General features: G+C 57.5%; 19 protein-coding genes. 14 read left to right on the top strand and 5 right to left on the bottom strand.

What is annotated here, in order from left to right:
* Positions 1–125: 125 nt before the first annotated feature.
* The 4 genes from tusA to ES815_RS08465 all read left to right on the top strand — a co-directional run bounded on the left by tusA (position 126) and on the right by ES815_RS08465 (position 3,408).
* Positions 126–368 carry a sulfurtransferase TusA gene (gene tusA / locus ES815_RS08480; protein WP_142487436.1) on the top strand — a complete coding sequence of 81 codons (243 nt, stop codon included), beginning with the start codon at positions 126–128 and terminating at the stop codon, positions 366–368.
* A 240-nt stretch (positions 369–608) separates the two neighbouring features.
* Positions 609–1,580 carry a TRAP transporter substrate-binding protein gene (locus ES815_RS08475; protein WP_142487435.1) on the top strand — a complete coding sequence of 324 codons (972 nt, stop codon included), beginning with the start codon at positions 609–611 and terminating at the stop codon, positions 1,578–1,580.
* 21 nt (positions 1,581–1,601) lie between these two features.
* Entirely contained in the window at positions 1,602–2,111 is a 510-nt protein-coding gene (locus ES815_RS08470) for a TRAP transporter small permease (RefSeq protein ID WP_142487434.1), read from the top strand.
* A gap of 10 nt (positions 2,112–2,121) precedes the next feature.
* Complete coding sequence (locus ES815_RS08465) at positions 2,122–3,408, top strand: TRAP transporter large permease (RefSeq protein WP_142487433.1); 1,287 nt, start codon at positions 2,122–2,124, stop codon at positions 3,406–3,408.
* Between the two features lie 73 nt (positions 3,409–3,481).
* On the opposite strand, the gene zntA is transcribed toward ES815_RS08465, so the two are convergent.
* Both zntA and ES815_RS08455 read right to left on the bottom strand, forming a co-directional pair.
* Positions 3,482–5,668, bottom strand: coding sequence for a Zn(II)/Cd(II)/Pb(II) translocating P-type ATPase ZntA (zntA, locus tag ES815_RS08460; RefSeq protein ID WP_142487432.1), 2,187 nt, complete (start codon positions 5,666–5,668; stop codon positions 3,482–3,484).
* Positions 5,669–5,744: 76 nt separating this feature from the next.
* On the bottom strand, positions 5,745–6,371 hold the full coding sequence (locus tag ES815_RS08455; protein WP_142487431.1) for a lysoplasmalogenase: 627 nt from the start codon (positions 6,369–6,371) through the stop codon (positions 5,745–5,747).
* Positions 6,372–6,498: 127 nt separating this feature from the next.
* On the opposite strand from ES815_RS08455, the gene ES815_RS08450 reads away from it, so the two are divergent.
* Positions 6,499–6,858, top strand: coding sequence for a DUF2500 domain-containing protein (locus ES815_RS08450; RefSeq protein WP_142487430.1), 360 nt, complete (start codon positions 6,499–6,501; stop codon positions 6,856–6,858).
* Between the two features lie 62 nt (positions 6,859–6,920).
* Here ES815_RS08450 and ES815_RS08445 read toward each other — a convergent pair whose 3' ends face one another.
* Together ES815_RS08445 and rsmD are read right to left on the bottom strand one after the other, a co-directional pair.
* A complete protein-coding gene (locus ES815_RS08445) occupies positions 6,921–7,202 on the bottom strand; it encodes a DUF1145 family protein (protein ID WP_032614948.1) in 282 nt (93 codons plus the stop codon).
* The gene (gene rsmD, locus ES815_RS08440) at positions 7,186–7,788 is read right to left on the bottom strand and encodes a 16S rRNA (guanine(966)-N(2))-methyltransferase (protein ID WP_142487429.1); all 603 of its coding nucleotides are present in this window, start codon (positions 7,786–7,788) and stop codon (positions 7,186–7,188) included. The genes ES815_RS08445 and rsmD overlap by 17 nt, the downstream gene beginning before the upstream one ends.
* Before the next feature lie 136 nt (positions 7,789–7,924).
* On the opposite strand from rsmD, the gene ftsY reads away from it, so the two are divergent.
* From ftsY to ES815_RS08415, 5 genes are all read left to right on the top strand, one after another.
* Complete coding sequence (gene ftsY, locus ES815_RS08435; protein WP_142487428.1) at positions 7,925–9,439, top strand: signal recognition particle-docking protein FtsY; 1,515 nt, start codon at positions 7,925–7,927, stop codon at positions 9,437–9,439.
* A gap of 2 nt (positions 9,440–9,441) precedes the next feature.
* On the top strand, positions 9,442–10,107 hold the full coding sequence (gene ftsE, locus ES815_RS08430) for a cell division ATP-binding protein FtsE (protein WP_106995258.1): 666 nt from the start codon (positions 9,442–9,444) through the stop codon (positions 10,105–10,107).
* Entirely contained in the window at positions 10,100–11,158 is a 1,059-nt protein-coding gene (ftsX, locus tag ES815_RS08425; protein ID WP_142487427.1) for a permease-like cell division protein FtsX, read from the top strand. The genes ftsE and ftsX overlap by 8 nt, the downstream gene beginning before the upstream one ends.
* Positions 11,159–11,412: 254 nt before the next feature.
* Positions 11,413–12,270 (top strand): RNA polymerase sigma factor RpoH, encoded by an 858-nt coding sequence (gene rpoH / locus ES815_RS08420; protein ID WP_106995256.1) that lies wholly within the window; start codon positions 11,413–11,415, stop codon positions 12,268–12,270.
* A gap of 297 nt (positions 12,271–12,567) precedes the next feature.
* Entirely contained in the window at positions 12,568–13,668 is a 1,101-nt protein-coding gene (locus ES815_RS08415) for a branched-chain amino acid ABC transporter substrate-binding protein (RefSeq protein WP_142487426.1), read from the top strand.
* An 87-nt stretch (positions 13,669–13,755) separates the two neighbouring features.
* Here ES815_RS08415 and panM read toward each other — a convergent pair whose 3' ends face one another.
* On the bottom strand, positions 13,756–14,139 hold the full coding sequence (gene panM / locus ES815_RS08410) for an aspartate 1-decarboxylase autocleavage activator PanM (protein WP_142487425.1): 384 nt from the start codon (positions 14,137–14,139) through the stop codon (positions 13,756–13,758).
* Positions 14,140–14,562: 423 nt separating this feature from the next.
* On the opposite strand from panM, the gene livK reads away from it, so the two are divergent.
* From livK to livG, 4 genes are read left to right on the top strand one after another with little or no spacing between them, the layout of a single operon-like run.
* Positions 14,563–15,672: a high-affinity branched-chain amino acid ABC transporter substrate-binding protein LivK gene (gene livK / locus ES815_RS08400; RefSeq protein ID WP_142487424.1), complete on the top strand. Its 1,110-nt coding sequence runs from the start codon at positions 14,563–14,565 to the stop codon at positions 15,670–15,672.
* A gap of 50 nt (positions 15,673–15,722) precedes the next feature.
* Positions 15,723–16,649: a high-affinity branched-chain amino acid ABC transporter permease LivH gene (gene livH, locus ES815_RS08395; RefSeq protein WP_039032510.1), complete on the top strand. Its 927-nt coding sequence runs from the start codon at positions 15,723–15,725 to the stop codon at positions 16,647–16,649.
* On the top strand, positions 16,646–17,923 hold the full coding sequence (locus ES815_RS08390; RefSeq protein WP_142487423.1) for a high-affinity branched-chain amino acid ABC transporter permease LivM: 1,278 nt from the start codon (positions 16,646–16,648) through the stop codon (positions 17,921–17,923). Before livH ends, ES815_RS08390 begins: the two co-directional genes overlap by 4 nt.
* Entirely contained in the window at positions 17,920–18,687 is a 768-nt protein-coding gene (gene livG, locus ES815_RS08385) for a high-affinity branched-chain amino acid ABC transporter ATP-binding protein LivG (protein WP_142487422.1), read from the top strand. Before ES815_RS08390 ends, livG begins: the two co-directional genes overlap by 4 nt.
* The last annotated feature ends 7 nt before the right edge of the window (positions 18,688–18,694 follow it).

The following is an 18,694-nucleotide window of genomic DNA, read 5'->3' as shown; positions in this document are numbered from 1 at the left end:
AGCCGCCGCATGATACTGCTTTAACGACAGTTTGCAATGGCTAATTTTCACGCAATCGTTAACCTGGTTTGCTTTGCCCGGCTCGCGGCGTAAACTACTGCCGTTTTTATCTGGACGAGACCAAGATGACCGATCTGTTTACCCACCCGGACCACACCCTTGACGCGCAGGGCCTGCGCTGCCCGGAACCCGTCATGATGGTGCGCAAAACCGTGCGCACGATGCAGTCCGGCGAAACGCTGTTAATTATCGCCGACGATCCGGCCACGACCCGCGATATTCCGGGCTTCTGTACCTTTATGGAACATGAGCTGCTGGCGCAGGAGACCGGGGTATTGCCGTACAAATATCTTATCCGCAAAGGGTAATAGACCTTGTAGGCCGGGTAAGGCATCGCCGCCACCCGGCGTGCCCGGCGGCGCTGCGCTTGCACGGGCCTACGATTGCCATTTCGTTTGACCTCCATCACCCAAATAAACCACCATTTCATTTTTTAGCGCTTTTTGTGAAGTGCTTCACCTACGCTTTCCAGGCAGTAGTCTAGTTTTTAAACGTTCAAAACTAAAACAACGTTCCGATACTTACCTCACTACCCTGGAGTTGACTCAATGAAAACGACCCTCAAGCCGTTGCTGGCCGCTCTGTGCCTGTCTGCTTTTGCCTGCTCTGTTTCTGCTCAAACCATTAAAGCCGCTGATGTGCATCCCGAAGGCTACCCGAACGTGGTGGCGGTGCAGCACATGGGTGAAAAACTCAAACAACAAACCGACGGCAAGCTGGAGATCAAAGTTTTCCCTGGCGGCGTGCTGGGCGATGAAAAGCAGATGATTGAGCAGGCGCAGATGGGGGCCATCGATATGATTCGCGTCTCCATGGCCCCGGTTGCCGCCATCCTGCCGGATATTGAAGTCTTTACGCTCCCCTATGTCTTCCGTGACGAAGACCATATGCACAAAGTGATCGACGGCGATATCGGGAAATCGATCGGCGATAAACTCACCGCCAACCCGAAATCGCGGCTGGTGTTCCTCGGCTGGATGGACTCCGGCACCCGTAACCTGATCACCAAAGATCCCATTGTTAAACCGGAAGATCTGAAGGGTAAGAAAATCCGCGTGCAGGGTAGCCCGGTGGCGCTGGCCACGCTGAAAGATATGGGAGCCAACTCGGTGGCAATGGGGGTAAGTGAAGTCTACAGCGGCATGCAGACCGGCGTTATCGACGGTGCCGAGAACAACCCGCCGACCTTTATCGCCCACAACTACATGCCTGTCGCCAAAAACTACACCCTCAGCGGCCACTTCATCACCCCGGAAATGCTGCTCTACTCCAAAGTGAAATGGGACAAGCTGAGCGCCGACGAACAGCAAAAAATTCTGACCCTGGCCCGCGAAGCGCAGTTTGAGCAGCGCAAGCTGTGGCAGGCCTATAACGACGAAGCTCTGCAGAAGATGAAGGCGGGCGGCGTGCAGTTCCACGACATTGATAAAGCGGTCTTCGTGAAGGCGACAGAGCCGGTGCGCGCCCAGTATGGCGACAAGCATCAGGATCTGATGAAAGCTATCGCTGACGTCCAGTAACCCCCTCGTTGTGGAGGACGTATGTCCGAACGCTATTTGAAGTGGATGGATCGCCTGTACCTGCTCGCCATGGCGGTGGCGGGCATTTCGCTGCTGGTGATGACCATCGTGATCCCGATTGGGATTTTTTCCCGCTACGTCCTCAACCGCGGCGAGTCGTGGCCGGAGCCGGTAGCCATTATCTGCATGGTGACCTTCACCTTTATCGGGGCCGCCGTGGGTTACCGCGCCGGATCCCATATCGCGGTAAATATGCTCACCGACCGCCTGCCTGCGGCGTTAAAAGCGTTGTGCGCGAAGGTGGTGGATGTGCTGATGCTGCTGATCTCGCTGATTATCTTCTGGTACAGCTATCTGCTCTGCGTCGAGCTGTGGGAACAGCCGGTGGCGGAGTTCCCGATCCTGACCTCCGGTGAGAGCTATCTGCCGCTGCCCATCGGTTCGGCGATCCTCATTTTGTTTGTCCTGGAGCGCCTGATGTTTGGCTCTCAGGAAAACCGCCCGGTCGTGATGATCGGCAACCACGGTTAAGGGGTGAATCATGGACGCGTTTGTTTTGCTCTTCACCCTCGCCATTTTACTGGCGCTGGGGATGCCGGTGGCCTTCGCCGTCGGCTTAAGCGCCGTGGCTGGCGCGCTGTGGATTGACCTGCCGCTGGAGGCGCTGATGATCCAGATCACCAGCGGGGTGAATAAATTTACCCTGCTGGCGATCCCGTTCTTTATCCTGGCGGGGGCGATCATGGCGGAAGGGGGCATTGCCCGCCGGTTGGTGAACTTTGCCTATATTTTTGTCGGCTTTATTCGCGGCGGCCTGTCGCTGGTGAATATTGTCGCCTCGACCTTCTTCGGTGCCATTTCGGGCTCGTCGGTGGCGGATACCGCCTCCATCGGTAGCGTGATGATCCCGGAGATGGAGAAGAAGGGTTATCCGCGTGAGTACGCAGCGGCAGTGACCGCCAGCGGCTCGGTGCAGGCGATCCTGATCCCGCCCAGCCATAACTCGGTGATCTACTCCCTGGCCGCAGGCGGAACGGTGTCGATTGCGACGCTGTTTATCGCCGGCGTCCTGCCGGGCCTGCTGCTCGGCGTCTGTCTGATGGTGCTGTGCCTGGGCTTTGCCCACAAGCGCGGTTATCCGAAAGGCGAGAGGATCCCCTTTAAGCAGGCGCTGAAGATTTTCTTCGATGCCCTGTGGGGTCTGATGACGGTGGTGATCATTCTCGGCGGCATTTTGTCGGGGATCTTTACCGCGACGGAATCGGCGGCGGTCGCCTGCCTGTGGGCGTTCTTTGTCACCATGTTTATCTACCGTGACTACAAGTGGAACGAGCTGCCGAAGCTGATGTGCCGCACGGTGAAGACGGTAACGATCGTAATGATCCTGATCGGCTTTGCAGCGGCCTTTGGCGCGGTGATGACCTACATGCAGCTGCCGATGCGGATCACCGAGTTCTTCACCTCGCTCTCGGACAACAAGTACGTGATCCTGATGTACCTTAACGTCATGCTGCTGCTGATCGGCACCCTGATGGACATGGCACCGATCATCCTGATCCTGACCCCGGTGCTGCTGCCGGTGACCAACTCGCTGGGTATCGATCCGGTGCATTTTGGGATGATCATGATGGTCAACCTCGGGATCGGGCTGATTACGCCGCCGGTGGGGTCGGTGCTGTTTGTCGCCAGTGCGGTGAGTAAGCAGAAGATCGAAACCGTGGTCCGGGCGATGCTGCCGTTCTACGGCGCGCTGCTGCTGGTGTTGGGGATGGTGACCTACATCCCGGCGATATCGCTGTGGTTACCGCGGATGTTGGGGATGCAGTAGTGATAATGCCGGGCGGCGCTACGGTTCATGGGTTTTTGTAGGCCCGGTAAGCGTAGCGCCACCGGGCGTTTTTTTACCTCTGGCGCAACAGCCGCAACGCGTTCGCCGTCACCAGCACCGTTGCCCCGGTATCCGCCAGCACCGCCAGCCACAATCCCGTCATGCCCAGCAGGGTAGTCACCAGGAAAATCCCCTTCAACCCCAACGCGATGGCGATGTTCTGCCGGATATTGGCGCGGGTGGCGCGGGCCAGACCGATCATCTGCGCCAGCCCGGTCAGGCGGTTGTGGGTGAGCGCCGCATCGGCGGTCTCCAGCGCCACGTCGGTGCCGCTACCCATCGCAATGCCAAGCGTTGCCGCCTTCATCGCCGGGGCGTCGTTAATCCCGTCCCCGACCATCGCCAGCGGCGCTTGCGCATTAAGGGCCGTTACCGCCTGCACTTTATCGGCTGGCAGCAGCCCCGCCCGGTAATCCAGCGCCAGCTCACCGGCAATGGCTGCGGCGGCGCGCGGGTTATCGCCGGTCAGGATCACGCCGTTGACGCCGAGCTGATGCAGGGCGCTAACGGCCTCTTTCGCGTCATTACGCAGGGTATCACGCAGGGCGATCAGTCCTTTTGTCTCGCCGTCCTGGACCACCATCACTACCGTCTGCCCGGCCTGCTCCAGAGTAGCGATTTGCGTTACAAAGTGCGGAGCAGGGAATTTATCTGCCGTGCAAATGAGCACCTTGCTGCCCGCGACTTCAGCTTCGATCCCCGAGCCCATCAGCGCCCGCTGGCCGGTAGCCGTCGGAACAGCCAGCCCGCGGGTCTGCGCTTCACGCACAATCGCCTGCGCCAGCGGGTGGGTGGAACCCTGCTCTACCGCGGCGGCGAGCGCCAGCAGATCCTGCTCGCCAATCTCGTGCGGATAAATGCCCGTCACCTGCGGCTTGCCCACCGTCAGGGTGCCGGTCTTGTCGAACGCCACCTGCTGCACCTGCGCCAGCTGCTCCAGTGCGGCACCGCCCTTAATCAGCGCCCCACGGCGTGCGGCGGCCGCCAGCCCGGAGGTGATGGCCGCCGGGGTGGAGATCACCAGCGCACACGGGCAGCCAATCAGCAGCAGGGTCAGCCCTTTGTAGATCCAGCCCTCCCAGGGCGCGCTGAACAGCAGCGGCGGCACTACGGCGACCAGCAGGGCAATCAGCATAATCACCGGGGTATAGATCCGGCTGAAGCGGTCGATGAAGCGCTCCACCGGGGCGCGGCGCTCTTCCGCCTCTTCGATCAGCTTCAGGATGCGGTCGATAGCGCTGTCGCCCGGTTCGGACAAGACCGTCAGCTGTACCAGACGATCGACGCTGGTGGCCCCCGCCGGGACTTTTTCACCCGCCGCACGGTCGACCGGAATGGATTCGCCGGTGAGGGCGCTTTCATCAAAGCTGGCCGCGGCGGTGAGCAGCGTCCCGTCAGCAGGCAGACGACCCCCGGCGGCAACTTCAATCACATCCCCCGGACGCAGCGCGGCAATAGGCACGGTTTTACGCTCGCCATTAATGACCTGAGTTGCAGTTTCAGGCTTCAGCGCCATCAGCGCGCTGACCCCTTTACGCGCCCGGCTTGCCGCCCAGCCTTCGAGCCGCTCGCCAATCAAAAACAACAGCAAGACCATCGCCGCTTCCGCCGTGGCGCCGATAAACAGCGCCCCGATGGCGGCCACGCTCATCAGGGTTTCAATGGCGAACCAGCTGCCGCTTTTCATCAGGCGCAGCGCCTGGCGGGCCACCGGCCAGAGCCCGACCAGGGTGGTGGCGATAAAGGCGAGGTTACCGAGCGGGTGGTTGAACTGCTCCAACCCCCAGCTTATGCCCATCAGCAGAACCAGCGTGATGAGCGGCAGATTGTCGCGCAGCACCGAGGCTTTTTCGGCGGGAGCGTTCTCATTACGCAGCGTATAGCCCGCATTGATGACCGCCGCTTCGACCTGGGCGCTGACGTTGCTGCCGGCATCGACCAGCAGTTTTTCGGTGGCAAACAGGACCTGGACATGATTGACGCCCGCCACCTGGCGGACGGCGGTTTCCACTTTGCGGGCGCAGGCGGCACAGTCCATGCCGTTGACCACCCAGCTGTAACGCTGGCCCTGGACGGGCGCCACGGCTTCGGCCTGCACAGGACCGTGATCCGCGGCGCAGCAGGCCTCTTTGGCGGGAAGGGGGGCGAGCTTAAGTGCCGAAAACTGCGGCACTTTTTTTGGCGTTTCTGGAGTCGACATGGCACTCTCCGGCAATGATAATTTTCTCATTAACCGCAGTATGCACTCTGGAGTCGACTCCAGAGTCAAGCGCTATTTAAATATACAGCGAACGCACAATCAGGAAATGCCCGGCGAAGTAGCAGGCGGCGGCAATGGCATTATCGGCGCCGAAACGGCGACGATAGTGGCTACCCAGCCAGACGATATTGCCCAGCAGCAGGAGCGTGGCGCCGATGAAGGCCGACAGGGCAGGAGCCGTCGGACGGAAGAACCACAGCTCGCCCGCCAGCCAGACCATCACCAGGGTCATGGCGATAAAGGTACATACCGCCCAGCGCAGCTCTTCCAGACGCGACCAGATCACGGCGATCAGCAGCGCGCCAATGACCAGCAGCGCCAGCGGCAGCGGCCAGAAGAACGACAGCGTCATCTGGCTGGCGAAATAGATGGTATAGAGCAGGTGCGATAAGAAGAACGCCCCCACGGCATAGAGCAGACGCTGGCGCGGCAGCAGGGTCAGAGCATCGCCCACCAGAGACGCGCAGAGCCCGGCGAGCACCAGGTAACTGATGGCGTTAAACATCGGCGCTTGCCAGGCCAGCAGTAACAGGAGCAACAAGGTGACGGGTTTAAACAGCCAGCGCTGCCAGGCAGGGCCGCGGTAGGACGCATCGACATACAGCCATGCGGAGAAACAGACAGCGATAAATGACCAAAGCATATTAAGTCCCTGTATCTGTTATTGTTGAACAAACAGTTTCACTTCAGTGTAGTGGTGCAGACGGGCCAATAGCAATGCACAGCGTGGCACGCTATCCTGATTTCAGCCTGGTCTTAAGGATTGTCTAATGAGCAAGATGCCGCTTTTTTTTATTATTGTGCTGGCGATTATCGTCATTGCCGCCTCGTTTCGCTTTGTGCAGCAGCGTCGGGAAAAGGCGGATAACGACGCCGCCCCGCTGCAGCAAAAGCAGGTGGTGGTGAGCAATAAACGGGAAAAAGCGCTCAACGATCGCCGATCGCGGCAGCAGCAGGTGACGCCAGCTGGCACTGCAATGCGCTATGAGGCGAGCTTTAAGCCGGAGAGCGGCGGTCTGGAGATGACTTTTCGCCTCGACGAGAAGCAGTACCATCAGCTGACGGTGGGGGATAAAGGGACGTTGAGCTACAAAGGGTCGCGGTTTGAGGGGTTTAGTCCGGCGCCGTGATTATCGGCCCGGACGAACCGTAGGCCCGGTAAGCATCGAGCCACCGGGCAACAGCGCGCAGATTACTTCTTCGCCTGCGCCTTAAACTTATTCATCCACACCAGCAGTTCAAACACGCCAAAAATAAACACCCGCAGCTGCTGCCAGCCGGTCATTTTCGGGCCATCCTTCGGCATGCCGTTTTTGAGCATCACCATCTGCAGGGCGTGCATAAATGAGGTGAAGATCAGCGCCACGTTGACGAAGATATTCATCGGACGCGGGAAGGGGTGGACGAGGTTAAGCAGCAAAAAGGCCCAGACCCCGATCATCAGCAAACGACCCAGATTAATCAGTACCGGCATCAGTCTCTCCTTGTGATTGACGGTGATAAAGACGATAGGCGACCTGGCCGGCCACTTTTTCCCGGTGCAGATCCCAGTGGGCGGGCACCGGCGGTAAACCATTTTCTACCTCGCTCTCGACGTAGATTAGCGCATCATCCGCCAGCCAGCCGTTGTTTTCCAGCAGCGTCAGCGTCTCTTCCAGCAGCCCTTTGCGAAAAGGCGGATCGACAAACACCACATCGTGCGGCCTGCCCGCCTGCGCAAGGAAGGCGAGGGTGTTGGTATTTTCGACTTTCGCGTGTGCGGCCTTCAGGGTGACCAGGTTTTGCTGCAACTGCTGGGCCACGCTGCGATCCATCTCCAGCAGCGTGGCGCTGGCGGCGTAGCGCGACAGGGCTTCGAGACCCAGCGCACCGCTTCCGGCGAAGCAATCCAGGCAGCGGGCATCTACCATTGAAGGTGCCAGCCAGTTAAACAGCGTCTCGCGAACGCGGTCGGTGGTTGGGCGCAGACCGGGGCTATCCGGTACCGGCAGTTTACGGCCTCGCCACTGGCCGCCGATAATGCGTATCTGGCCCGCTGCGGCACGGTTGGGTTTCTTCATATCTTTGCTCGGGAACACCGACGGCCTGCGCTTGCAGGCGGTGATGTGCGTTAAGTTAAGTGATAAACTATTTCATCATTTTTTTAGCTTCCATGTATATAGCGCCAGTAATTAACCGCGAGGGGTGTAGTCGCAGATGGCAAAAGAGAAAAAACGTGGCTTCTTTTCCTGGCTGGGCTTTGGTCAAAAAGAGCAGGAAACCGAGCAGCAGAACGAAGAACAACAGATCGCCGAACAGCCTGCCGCTGTTGAACAGCCGCAGCCTGAAACCCCTGTTGAGACCGTCGCTGACGTAGAAGCAGAAGCGCGCACCCACAGCCAGCAAGAGACTGAAGCCTTCGCTGAAGAGGTGGTTGAGGTCACAGAGCAGGTCCAGGAGAGCGAAAAACCGCAGCCGGTTGAGCCAGAGCCTGTGATCGTTGAGCCAGAGCCAGTGGCCGTTGCGTCAGAGCCTGTGGAAGAGAGTGTCGAGCCGGTCGCTGAGGTGGAACCTCCGCAGGCGATTGAGCATGAAGAATTACCGCTGCCGGAAGAGATCCTCGATGAAATTGAGGAAGCGATCCCGGAAGAGTACCTGCCAGAGACCGACGTTGAAGAGCCCATTAGCGATGAAGAGCTCGAAGCTCAGGCGCTGGCGGCCGCAGCCGCAGAAGAAGCGGTTATCGTCGTCCCGGTAGCGGAAGAGGAAGAGCCGGTTGAAGAGCTTGCCCAGGAGCAGGAAAAACCAACCAAAGAAGGTTTCTTCGCGCGCCTGAAACGCAGCCTGATCAAAACCAAAGAGAACCTCGGTTCCGGATTTATCAGTCTGTTCCGCGGTAAGAAAATCGACGATGATCTCTTTGAAGAGCTGGAAGAACAGCTGCTGATTGCCGACGTTGGTGTGGAAACCACCCGTAAAATCATCAACAGTCTGACGGAGAGCGCCAGCCGTAAACAGCTGCGTGACGCCGAGGCGCTGTACGGCCTGCTGAAAGAAGAGATGGGTGAAATCCTCGCAAAAGTTGACGAACCGCTTAATATTGAAGGCAAAATGCCATTTGTTATTCTGATGGTCGGCGTTAACGGCGTGGGTAAAACTACCACTATCGGCAAGCTGGCGCGTCAGTTCGAACAGCAGGGCAAATCGGTGATGCTGGCCGCGGGCGATACCTTCCGTGCCGCCGCCGTAGAGCAGCTGCAGGTGTGGGGCCAGCGCAACAACATTCCGGTGATTGCCCAGCACACCGGGGCGGATTCCGCCTCCGTGATCTTTGACGCTATTCAGGCGGCCAAAGCGCGTAATGTGGATGTGCTGATTGCCGATACCGCAGGGCGTTTGCAGAACAAATCGCACCTGATGGAAGAGCTGAAGAAGATCGTCCGGGTAATGAAAAAGCTGGACGAAGATGCACCGCATGAAATTATGCTGACTATTGATGCCAGCACCGGGCAGAACGCCATCAGTCAGGCGAAGCTGTTCCACGAAGCGGTAGGATTGACCGGGATCACGCTGACCAAGCTGGATGGCACCGCGAAAGGCGGGGTGATCTTCTCGGTGGCCGATCAGTTTGGTATTCCTATCCGCTACATCGGTGTTGGCGAACGTATCGAAGATTTACGTCCGTTTAAATCGGGCGACTTTATTGAGGCACTTTTTGCCCGAGAGGATTAACAATGATTCGCTTTGAACACGTCAGCAAGGCCTATCTCGGTGGGAGACAAGCGCTGCAGGGGATTAACTTTCACCTGCAGCCGGGCGAGATGGCATTTCTGACCGGCCACTCCGGCGCAGGGAAAAGTACCCTGCTCAAGCTTATCTGCGGGATCGAACGGCCCAGTGCCGGGAAAATCTGGTTTAGCGGCCACGACATTAGTCGTCTGAAAAACCGTGAAGTGCCGTTTCTGCGTCGGCAGATCGGCATGATTTTCCAGGATCACCATCTGCTGATGGACCGCACGGTATTCGACAACGTGGCGATCCCGCTGATTATTGCGGGCGCCAGCGGGGATGACATTCGTCGTCGCGTGTCGGCGGCGCTGGATAAGGTCGGGCTGCTGGACAAAGCGAAGAACTTTCCGATCCAGCTCTCCGGCGGTGAACAGCAGCGCGTCGGCATTGCCCGCGCGGTGGTGAATAAACCGGCGGTGCTGCTGGCGGATGAACCTACCGGTAACCTGGACGACGCCCTTTCCGAAGGGATCCTGCGTCTGTTTGAGGAGTTTAACCGCGTTGGGGTGACAGTACTGATGGCGACGCACGACATGGGGCTTATCTCCCGTCGTTCGTACCGCATGCTGACGCTGAGCGACGGTCATTTGCACGGAGGCCTCGGTGAATAAGCGTGACGCAATAAACCAGATGCGGCAGTTTGGCAGCAAGCTTGACCGTTTCCGTAAATCGGCGGGCGGACCGGGCGATGGCAACCGCAATGCGCCGAAGCGCAGCAAAGTCGCGCCAAAACCCAACTCGCGCAAGTCCAACGTCTTTAACGAGCAGGTGCGGTACGCCTTCCAGGGTGCGCTGCAGGATCTGAAAAGCAAACCGCTGGCCACCTTCCTGACGGTGATGGTGATCGCCATCTCCCTGACCCTGCCCAGCGTCTGCTACATGGTCTACAAAAACGTTAACCAGGCGGCGTCGCAGTACTATCCCTCCCCGCAGATCACCGTTTATCTCGACAAAGCGCTCGACGATAACGCGGCGGCGCAGGTGGTGGGGCAGCTGCAGGCGGAGCAGGGCGTTGAGAAGGTAAACTACCTGTCGCGGGATGAGGCGCTGGGCGAGTTCCGCAACTGGTCCGGCTTTGGCGGCGCGCTGGATATGCTGGAGGAGAACCCCCTGCCCGCAGTGGCGGTGGTGATCCCGAAACTGGACTTCCAGGGAACCGAGTCGCTGAATACCCTGCGCGATCGCGTCTCCCGCATCAACGGCATTGATGAAGTACGCATGGACGACAGCTGGTTTGCCCGTCTGACGGCGCTGACCGGCCTTGTCGGGCGCGTGGCGGCAATGATCGGCGTGCTGATGGTCGCGGCGGTGTTCCTCGTTATCGGCAATAGCGTCCGTCTGAGCATCTTCGCCCGTCGCGATACCATCAACGTGCAAAAGCTGATCGGCGCAACCGACGGTTTTATCCTGCGCCCGTTCCTGTATGGCGGCGCACTGCTCGGTTTTTCCGGCGCATTTCTTTCACTGATTTTGTCAGAAATTTTGGTGATGCGTCTTTCCGCAGCGGTCACCGACGTGGCGCAGGTTTTCGGAACTAAGTTTAATATCAGTGGCTTAGCATTCGATGAGTGCCTGTTGCTGCTGCTGGTGTGCTCGATGATCGGCTGGATCGCAGCATGGTTAGCGACTGTGCAACATTTACGTCACTTTACCCCTGACTAAAAAATCTCTGGTATAATCTTTCCCTGCATTGAGAATCACCGTGCAGGGAAAGAGCCCCTGTTGTCTCTTACCCCGCATAATCATCCCCATGTCACATTTTGTGCGTAATTTATTCACAGTTTCACTCGGAACTTGTGGATAAAATCACTGTCTGATAAAAGAGTGAATGATATTCTCGTTGCTCATTAATTCTGGCATGTTCGTTGCCTGATGGGGACAAACCGCCGCCAGAAAGAATCGATTGAGAGGAATGAATGACCAAAGAAATGCAAACTTTAGCTTTAGCCCCTGTTGGTAACCTGGAATCATATATCCGGGCTGCGAACACCTGGCCGATGTTAACGGCCGAGGAAGAAAAGGAGCTTGCTGAAAAGCTGCATTACCAGGGCGATCTGGAAGCAGCTAAGACGCTGATCCTGTCTCACCTGCGCTTTGTTGTTCACGTTGCTCGTAACTACGCGGGCTACGGCCTGCCGCAGGCTGACCTGATCCAGGAAGGCAACATCGGCCTGATGAAGGCGGTGCGTCGCTTCAACCCGGAAGTGGGTGTGCGTCTGGTCTCCTTCGCCGTGCACTGGATCAAAGCGGAAATCCACGAATACGTGCTGCGTAACTGGCGTATCGTGAAGGTCGCGACCACTAAAGCACAGCGTAAACTGTTCTTTAACCTGCGTAAAACCAAGCAGCGTCTGGGCTGGTTTAACCAGGATGAAGTAGAAATGGTTGCCCGCGAGCTGGGTGTTTCCAGCAAAGACGTGCGCGAGATGGAATCCCGTATGGCTGCGCAGGACATGACCTTTGATATGTCCTCTGACGACGATGCGTCAGACAGCCAGCCGATGGCTCCGGTCCTGTATCTGCAGGATAAATCGTCCAACTTTGCCGACGGCATTGAAGACGACAACTGGGAAGAGCAGGCCGCCAACAAGCTGACCTTTGCAATGGAAGGTCTCGACGAGCGTAGCCAGGATATTATCCGTGCCCGCTGGCTGGACGAAGACAACAAGTCCACCCTGCAGGAGCTGGCCGATCGCTACGGTGTCTCCGCTGAACGTGTGCGTCAGCTTGAGAAAAACGCCATGAAAAAACTTCGCGCCGCTATCGAAGCGTAATTTTCGCGAAGTCCCCGATAACCCTCGAATGCAGATTCGGGGGTTTTGTTTTTTTAGCGCCTCTTCTCGCGAATTCCCTTCTCCTCGCAAACACTTATCGAACTGTTGTGCGCTGACTCGTTAAAGCCTCGCTTACCTTATATACATATCAAAATAGCTATTCCAAATAGATAAAAATGGGGTATGTTTTAGCAGAGTATGCTGAAAAGGCGCGTACAGCAGACGCATAATCGAAATAAAGCGCCATAAAACAACATCACAACAAACACAATAACCATCACAATGGGGATTCTCAGGATGAATATGAAGGGTAAAGCCTTACTGGCAGGATGTATCGCGTTGGCATTCAGCACCATGGCTCAGGCGGATATCAAAGTGGCCGTGGTTGGCGCCATGTCCGGTCCGGTAGCGCAGTACGGCGATCAGGAGTTCACCGGTGCAGAGCAGGCGGTTGCTGACATTAATGCCAAGGGCGGTATCAAAGGCGAAAAGCTGCAGATCGTAAAATATGATGATGCCTGTGACCCGAAACAAGCGGTTGCAGTCGCCAACAAAGTGGTCAACGACGGCATCAAATACGTGATCGGCCACCTGTGCTCCTCTTCCACGCAGCCTGCGTCTGACATCTATGAAGACGAAGGCATTCTGATGATCACTCCTGCCGCCACCGCGCCGGAACTGACCGCCCGTGGCTACAAGATGGTGATGCGTACTACCGGTCTGGACTCTGACCAGGGCCCAACCGCCGCGAAATATATTGTCGATAAAGTGAAGCCGCAGCGTATCGCCATTGTCCATGACAAGCAGCAGTACGGTGAAGGCCTGGCGCGTTCCGTGCAGGACAACCTGAAAAAATCCAATGCCAACGTGGTGTTCTTCGACGGTATTACCGCCGGTGAGAAAGATTTCTCGACCATGGTGGCGCGTCTGAAGAAAGAGAACATCGATTTCGTCTATTACGGTGGTTACCACCCGGAGATGGGCCAGCTCCTGCGTCAGGCGCGTGCTGCCGGTCTGAAAACCCAGTTCATGGGCCCGGAAGGGGTGGCGAACGTCTCCCTGTCTAACATCGCCGGTGAATCGGCTGAAGGCCTTCTGGTCACCAAACCGAAGAACTACGACCAGGTTCCAGCCAACAAACCGATCGTAGACGCGATCAAAGCTAAGAAACAGGATCCAAGCGGCGCGTTCGTCTGGACCACCTACGCTGCGCTGCAAACTCTGCAGGCGGGCCTGAATCAGTCTGCGGAACCGGCTGACATCGCCACCTGGCTGAAAGCGAACTCCGTTGAGACCGTGATGGGGCCGCTGTCATGGGATGAGAAGGGCGATCTGAAAGGCTTTGAGTTCGGCGTGTTTGACTGGCATGCCAATGGTACAGCAACCGACGCTAAGTGATGTTAGCGCCGGGTGGCGGCTTCGCCTTACCCGGCCTACATATAGCACGTCGTAGGCCCGGTAAGCGTAGCGCCACCGGGCATTTTTTTAATGCTTTTCCCACCCGTTGCTTTGCGCCGTAAACCCCAGGGCCTGCATAAAGGCCGCCATCACACCCCTGTCTTCCACGCCGACATCCGCCATCCACCACGAGGCCACGCTCGGGTTATCGCGCATCACTTCTTCAATCAAATATTGCCCCACGCCGCGACGGCGGGTGACCTCCCGCACGCGCAGGGAGTCCAGCGCTCCTTGCGTACCGCTCAGCGTTACCCGCACCGCCCCTAACAGCCGCTCGTTAAAGCGCGCAGCATAAATACGGTGTGTTTCATCAACGGTGAGCGAGGAGGGAGAATATTCCGGCCAGATCTTGTTGAGGTCGATATGATCCTGGTCGCTAAATTTCTCCAGACGGTGGATGGTCAGTTTCATTAGCCGCTTGTCCAAATCAAAAAGAGTGCTGGCAGTGTCTCAATTTATTCTGTCAGACGCTTCCACTTTTTAAACCCATTCCCCAGCTGATTACTTTTTTAGCGTTACGTTGCGTAGTCTTAAAACGCAGGGATCGAAAAATAAGCAGAATTTTAACCTAAAAGGCAGCGTTTTATTCGGCGCTTTGTACCGTTATTTTATGCTGCAACTCGCGCTTTTATTTGTTTATCTCTGCCTGATTTCAGAATATTATCTTTGCTTAATCGCCTGAAATATAGAGATTTTAGTCTGGTTTTAAGCAAAAAACTGCGCTAAACCATTAAAGGCAATAGCAAAAGTTGCGTTGTTTAATAAAAGTACAGAATGCTTTTTAACCATAATAAAACAAAATATATACATCACGTCACGAATGGGGATTCCTGGATGAGAATGAACGCGAAAACATTAGTCGCGGGGATGGTTGCACTGGCGATTTCGCAGTCAGCTATGGCGGAAGATATTAAAGTTGCCGTGGTAGGGGCGTTATCCGGCCCTGTTGCCCAGTGGGGCGATATGGAGTTCAACGGCGCGCGCCAGGCCATTAAGGACATCAATGCCAAAGGCGGCATTAAGGGTGACAAACTGGTCGGCGTGGAATATGACGATGCCTGTGACCCGAAACAAGCCGTCGCCGTCGCCAACAAAATTGTTAACGATGGCATTCAGTATGTGATTGGCCATCTCTGCTCGTCCTCTACCCAGCCTGCGTCCGACATCTATGAAGACGAAGGCATCCTGATGATCACGCCGGGCGCTACTAACCCTGAACTGACCCAGCGCGGCTATCAGTACATCATGCGTACCGCCGGTCTTGACTCCTCCCAGGGACCCACCGCGGCGAAATACATCATCGAAACCGTCAAGCCGCAGCGCATCGCTATCATTCACGATAAGCAGCAGTACGGTGAAGGGCTGGCTCGCTCGGTGCAGGACGGCCTGAAAAAAGGCGGCGCGAACGTCGTCTTCTTCGACGGCATCACTGCGGGCGAGAAAGACTTCTCGGCGCTGCTGGCGCGTCTGCAGAAAGAGAACATCGACTTCGTTTACTACGGCGGCTACTACCCGGAAATGGGCCAGATGCTACGCCAGGCCCGTGCTGTCGGCCTGAAAACCCAGTTCATGGGCCCGGAAGGGGTGGGTAACGCCTCGCTGTCGAACATCGCGGGCGACGCGGGCGAAGGCATGCTGGTGACAATGCCAAAACGCTATGACCAGGATCCGGCCAACGCTGCTATCGTCGATGCCCTGAAAGCGGAGAAGAAAGACGCGAGTGGTCCATACGTGTGGATCACCTATGCCGCCGTGCAGTCTCTGGCCACCGCCATGGATCGTACCGGCAGCAAAGAACCGCAGGATCTGATTAAAGATTTAAAAGCACACGGGGCTGACACCGTGATTGGGCCGCTGAACTGGGACGAGAAAGGCGATCTGAAGGGATTTGAGTTTGGTGTCTTTAAGTGGCACGCCGACGGTTCATCCTCGGTCGCCAAATAATCATTATCCCACCGCCCGGCAGGACCGGGCGGGAATAGAAAGGTTATCTTATGTCCGAGCAGTTTCTCTATTTTTTGCAGCAGATGTTTAACGGCGTCACGCTGGGAAGCACCTATGCACTGATCGCCATCGGCTATACGATGGTGTACGGCATTATCGGCATGATCAACTTCGCCCACGGCGAGGTGTACATGATCGGCAGCTATGTCTCCTTTATGATTATCGCCGCGCTGATGATGATGGGCATCGACAGCAGCTGGCTGCTGGTGGCTGCCGGGTTTGTCGGCGCGATTGTAATTGCGAGCGCCTACGGCTGGAGCATCGAACGCGTGGCCTACCGGCCCGTGCGCAGCTCCAAGCGCCTGATCGCGCTGATCTCCGCCATCGGGATGTCCATCTTCCTGCAAAACTACGTCAGCCTGACCGAAGGCTCACGCGACGTGGCGCTGCCAAGCCTGTTCAACGGCCAGTGGATTGTCGGGGCCAGCGAGAACTTCTCGGCGTCGATCACCACCATGCAGCTGGTGATCTGGATTGTCACCTTCCTCGCCATGCTGGCGCTGACCCTTTTCATCCGCTACTCCCGCATGGGTCGCGCCTGTCGCGCCTGCGCGGAAGACCTGAAGATGGCGAGCCTGCTGGGTATCAACACCGACCGCGTGATTGCCCTGACCTTCGTGATTGGTGCGGCGATGGCGGCGGTGGCTGGCGTGCTCCTCGGTCAGTTCTACGGCGTAATCAACCCGTACATCGGCTTTATGGCCGGGATGAAAGCCTTTACCGCAGCGGTGCTGGGCGGGATCGGCAGTATTCCGGGCGCCATGATCGGCGGCCTGATCCTCGGCGTGGCCGAAGCGCTCTCCTCTGCGTACCTGAGTACCGAATATAAAGACGTGGTGTCGTTTGCCCTGCTGATTCTGGTTCTGCTGGTCATGCCTACCGGTATTCTGGGTCGTCCGGAGGTAGAGAAAGTATGAAACCGATGCATTTTGCCATGGCGCTGCTCTCAGCGGCGATGTTCTTTATCCTGGCGGCCGTCTTTATGGGCGTTCAGCTGGAGCTGAGCGGCACTAAGCTGGTAGTGGATTCCGCGTCGGATATCCGCTGGCAGTGGGTCTTTGTCGGCACCGCGGTGGTCTTCTTCTTCCAGCTGCTGCGTCCGATGTTCCAGAAGACACTGAAAAGCGTCTCCGGGCCGAAGTTTGTCCTGCCAGCGATTGACGGCTCGACCGTCAAACAGAAGCTGTTCCTGGTGGCGCTGCTGGTGGCTGCCGTGGCCTGGCCGTTCGTGGTCTCCCGCGGCACGGTGGATATCGCCACCCTGACCATGATTTACGTGATCCTCGGCCTCGGTCTGAACGTGGTGGTGGGCCTGTCCGGCCTGCTGGTGCTGGGCTACGGCGGCTTCTACGCCATCGGCGCTTACACCTTCGCCCTGCTGAACCACTATTACGGTCTCGGCTTCTGGACCTGTCTGCCGCTGGCGGGGCTGGTCTCTGCTGCCGCCGGTTTCCTGCTTGGTTTCCCGGTGCTGCGTCTGCGCGGCGACTATCTGGCGATTGTGACCTTAGGCTTCGGTGAAATCGTCCGTATCCTGCTGCTCAACAATACCGAAGTGACCGGCGGCCCGAACGGTATCAGCCAGATCCCGAAACCGACCTTCTTCGGACTGGAGTTCAGCCGTTCCGCGCGTGAAGGCGGCTGGGACACCTTCAGCAACTTCTTTGGTATCAAGTACGACCCGTCCGACCGCGTGATCTGGCTCTATCTGGTGGCGCTGCTGCTGGTGGTCATCACCCTGTTCGTGATTAACCGTCTGCTGCGCATGCCGCTGGGCCGTGCGTGGGAAGCGCTGCGTGAAGATGAGATCGCCTGTCGCTCCCTGGGCCTGAACCCGACCCGCATCAAGCTGACCGCCTTTACCATCAGCGCCGCGTTTGCCGGTTTCGCCGGAACCCTGTTTGCCGCGCGTCAGGGCTTTGTCAGCCCGGAATCCTTCACCTTTGCGGAGTCCGCTTTCGTGCTGGCGATTGTAGTGCTCGGCGGGATGGGCTCGCAGTTCGCGGTGATTCTCGCGGCTGTCCTGCTGGTGGTCTCCCGTGAGCTGATGCGTGACTTTAACGAATACAGCATGCTGATGCTGGGTGGTTTGATGGTACTGATGATGATCTGGCGTCCGCAGGGCTTGCTGCCGATGACCCGTCCACAGCTGAAACTGAAAAACGGGCAAGCGAAAGGAGAGCAGGCATGAGTCAGCCATTATTATCCGTTAACGGCCTGATGATGCGTTTTGGCGGCCTGCTGGCGGTCAACAACGTCTCGCTGGATCTGCACCAGAAAGAGATTGTCTCCCTGATCGGCCCGAACGGTGCCGGTAAAACCACGGTCTTTAACTGTCTGACCGGTTTCTACAAGCCGACGGGCGGTACCATCATGCTGCGCGATCAGCACCTCGAAGGCTTACCGGGCCAGCAGATTGCCCGCATGGGCGTGGTGCGTACGTTCCAGCACGTGCGTCTGTTCCGCGAGATGACGGTAATTGAGAACCTGCTGGTGGCGCAGCATCAGCAGTTGAAAACCGGGCTCTTCGCCGGCCTGCTGAAAACCCCGGCGTTTCGCCGGGCGCAGGACGAAGCCCTGGATCGCGCCGCCACCTGGCTCGACCGTATCGGCCTGCTGCAGCACGCCAACCGTCAGGCCAGCAACCTGGCCTACGGCGATCAGCGTCGTCTGGAGATTATCCGCTGCATGGTAACGCAGCCGGAGATCCTGATGCTCGACGAACCGGCGGCGGGACTGAACCCGAAAGAGACCAAAGAGCTGGACGAGCTGATCGTCGAACTGCGTGACCATCACGACACCACCATCCTGCTGATTGAGCATGATATGAAACTGGTGATGGGCATTTCTGACCGCATCTACGTGGTGAACCAGGGCACGCCGCTGGCGAACGGTACGCCGGAAGAGATTCGCAACAACCCGGACGTGATCCGCGCCTATTTAGGTGAAGCATAATGGGGGC

Origin of the sequence: Leclercia adecarboxylata, from assembly GCF_006874705.1 — a bacterium.
GTDB lineage: Bacteria > Pseudomonadota > Gammaproteobacteria > Enterobacterales > Enterobacteriaceae > Enterobacter > Enterobacter adecarboxylatus_C.
This window is presented reverse-complemented; position numbering and strand designations above follow the sequence as displayed.

Bases quoted from the DNA above. Each gene is read 5' to 3' on its own strand.
- tusA (WP_142487436.1), top strand. From the start codon at position 126: ATGACCGATCTGTTTACCCACCCGGACCACACCCTTGACGCGCAGGGC.
- ES815_RS08470 (WP_142487434.1), top strand. From the start codon at position 1,602: ATGTCCGAACGCTATTTGAAGTGGATGGATCGCCTGTACCTGCTCGCC.
- ES815_RS08445 (WP_032614948.1), bottom strand. From the start codon at position 7,202: ATGCCGGTACTGATTAATCTGGGTCGTTTGCTGATGATCGGGGTCTGG.
- livG (WP_142487422.1), top strand. From the start codon at position 17,920: ATGAGTCAGCCATTATTATCCGTTAACGGCCTGATGATGCGTTTTGGC.
- ES815_RS08465 (WP_142487433.1), top strand. From the start codon at position 2,122: ATGGACGCGTTTGTTTTGCTCTTCACCCTCGCCATTTTACTGGCGCTG.
- ES815_RS08390 (WP_142487423.1), top strand. From the start codon at position 16,646: ATGAAACCGATGCATTTTGCCATGGCGCTGCTCTCAGCGGCGATGTTC.
- ftsY (WP_142487428.1), top strand. From the start codon at position 7,925: ATGGCAAAAGAGAAAAAACGTGGCTTCTTTTCCTGGCTGGGCTTTGGT.
- ES815_RS08415 (WP_142487426.1), top strand. From the start codon at position 12,568: ATGAATATGAAGGGTAAAGCCTTACTGGCAGGATGTATCGCGTTGGCA.
- ES815_RS08450 (WP_142487430.1), top strand. From the start codon at position 6,499: ATGAGCAAGATGCCGCTTTTTTTTATTATTGTGCTGGCGATTATCGTC.
- rsmD (WP_142487429.1), bottom strand. From the start codon at position 7,788: ATGAAGAAACCCAACCGTGCCGCAGCGGGCCAGATACGCATTATCGGC.
- panM (WP_142487425.1), bottom strand. From the start codon at position 14,139: ATGAAACTGACCATCCACCGTCTGGAGAAATTTAGCGACCAGGATCAT.
- livH (WP_039032510.1), top strand. From the start codon at position 15,723: ATGTCCGAGCAGTTTCTCTATTTTTTGCAGCAGATGTTTAACGGCGTC.
- zntA (WP_142487432.1), bottom strand. From the start codon at position 5,668: ATGTCGACTCCAGAAACGCCAAAAAAAGTGCCGCAGTTTTCGGCACTT.
- ES815_RS08455 (WP_142487431.1), bottom strand. From the start codon at position 6,371: ATGCTTTGGTCATTTATCGCTGTCTGTTTCTCCGCATGGCTGTATGTC.
- rpoH (WP_106995256.1), top strand. From the start codon at position 11,413: ATGACCAAAGAAATGCAAACTTTAGCTTTAGCCCCTGTTGGTAACCTG.
- ES815_RS08475 (WP_142487435.1), top strand. From the start codon at position 609: ATGAAAACGACCCTCAAGCCGTTGCTGGCCGCTCTGTGCCTGTCTGCT.
- livK (WP_142487424.1), top strand. From the start codon at position 14,563: ATGAGAATGAACGCGAAAACATTAGTCGCGGGGATGGTTGCACTGGCG.
- ftsE (WP_106995258.1), top strand. From the start codon at position 9,442: ATGATTCGCTTTGAACACGTCAGCAAGGCCTATCTCGGTGGGAGACAA.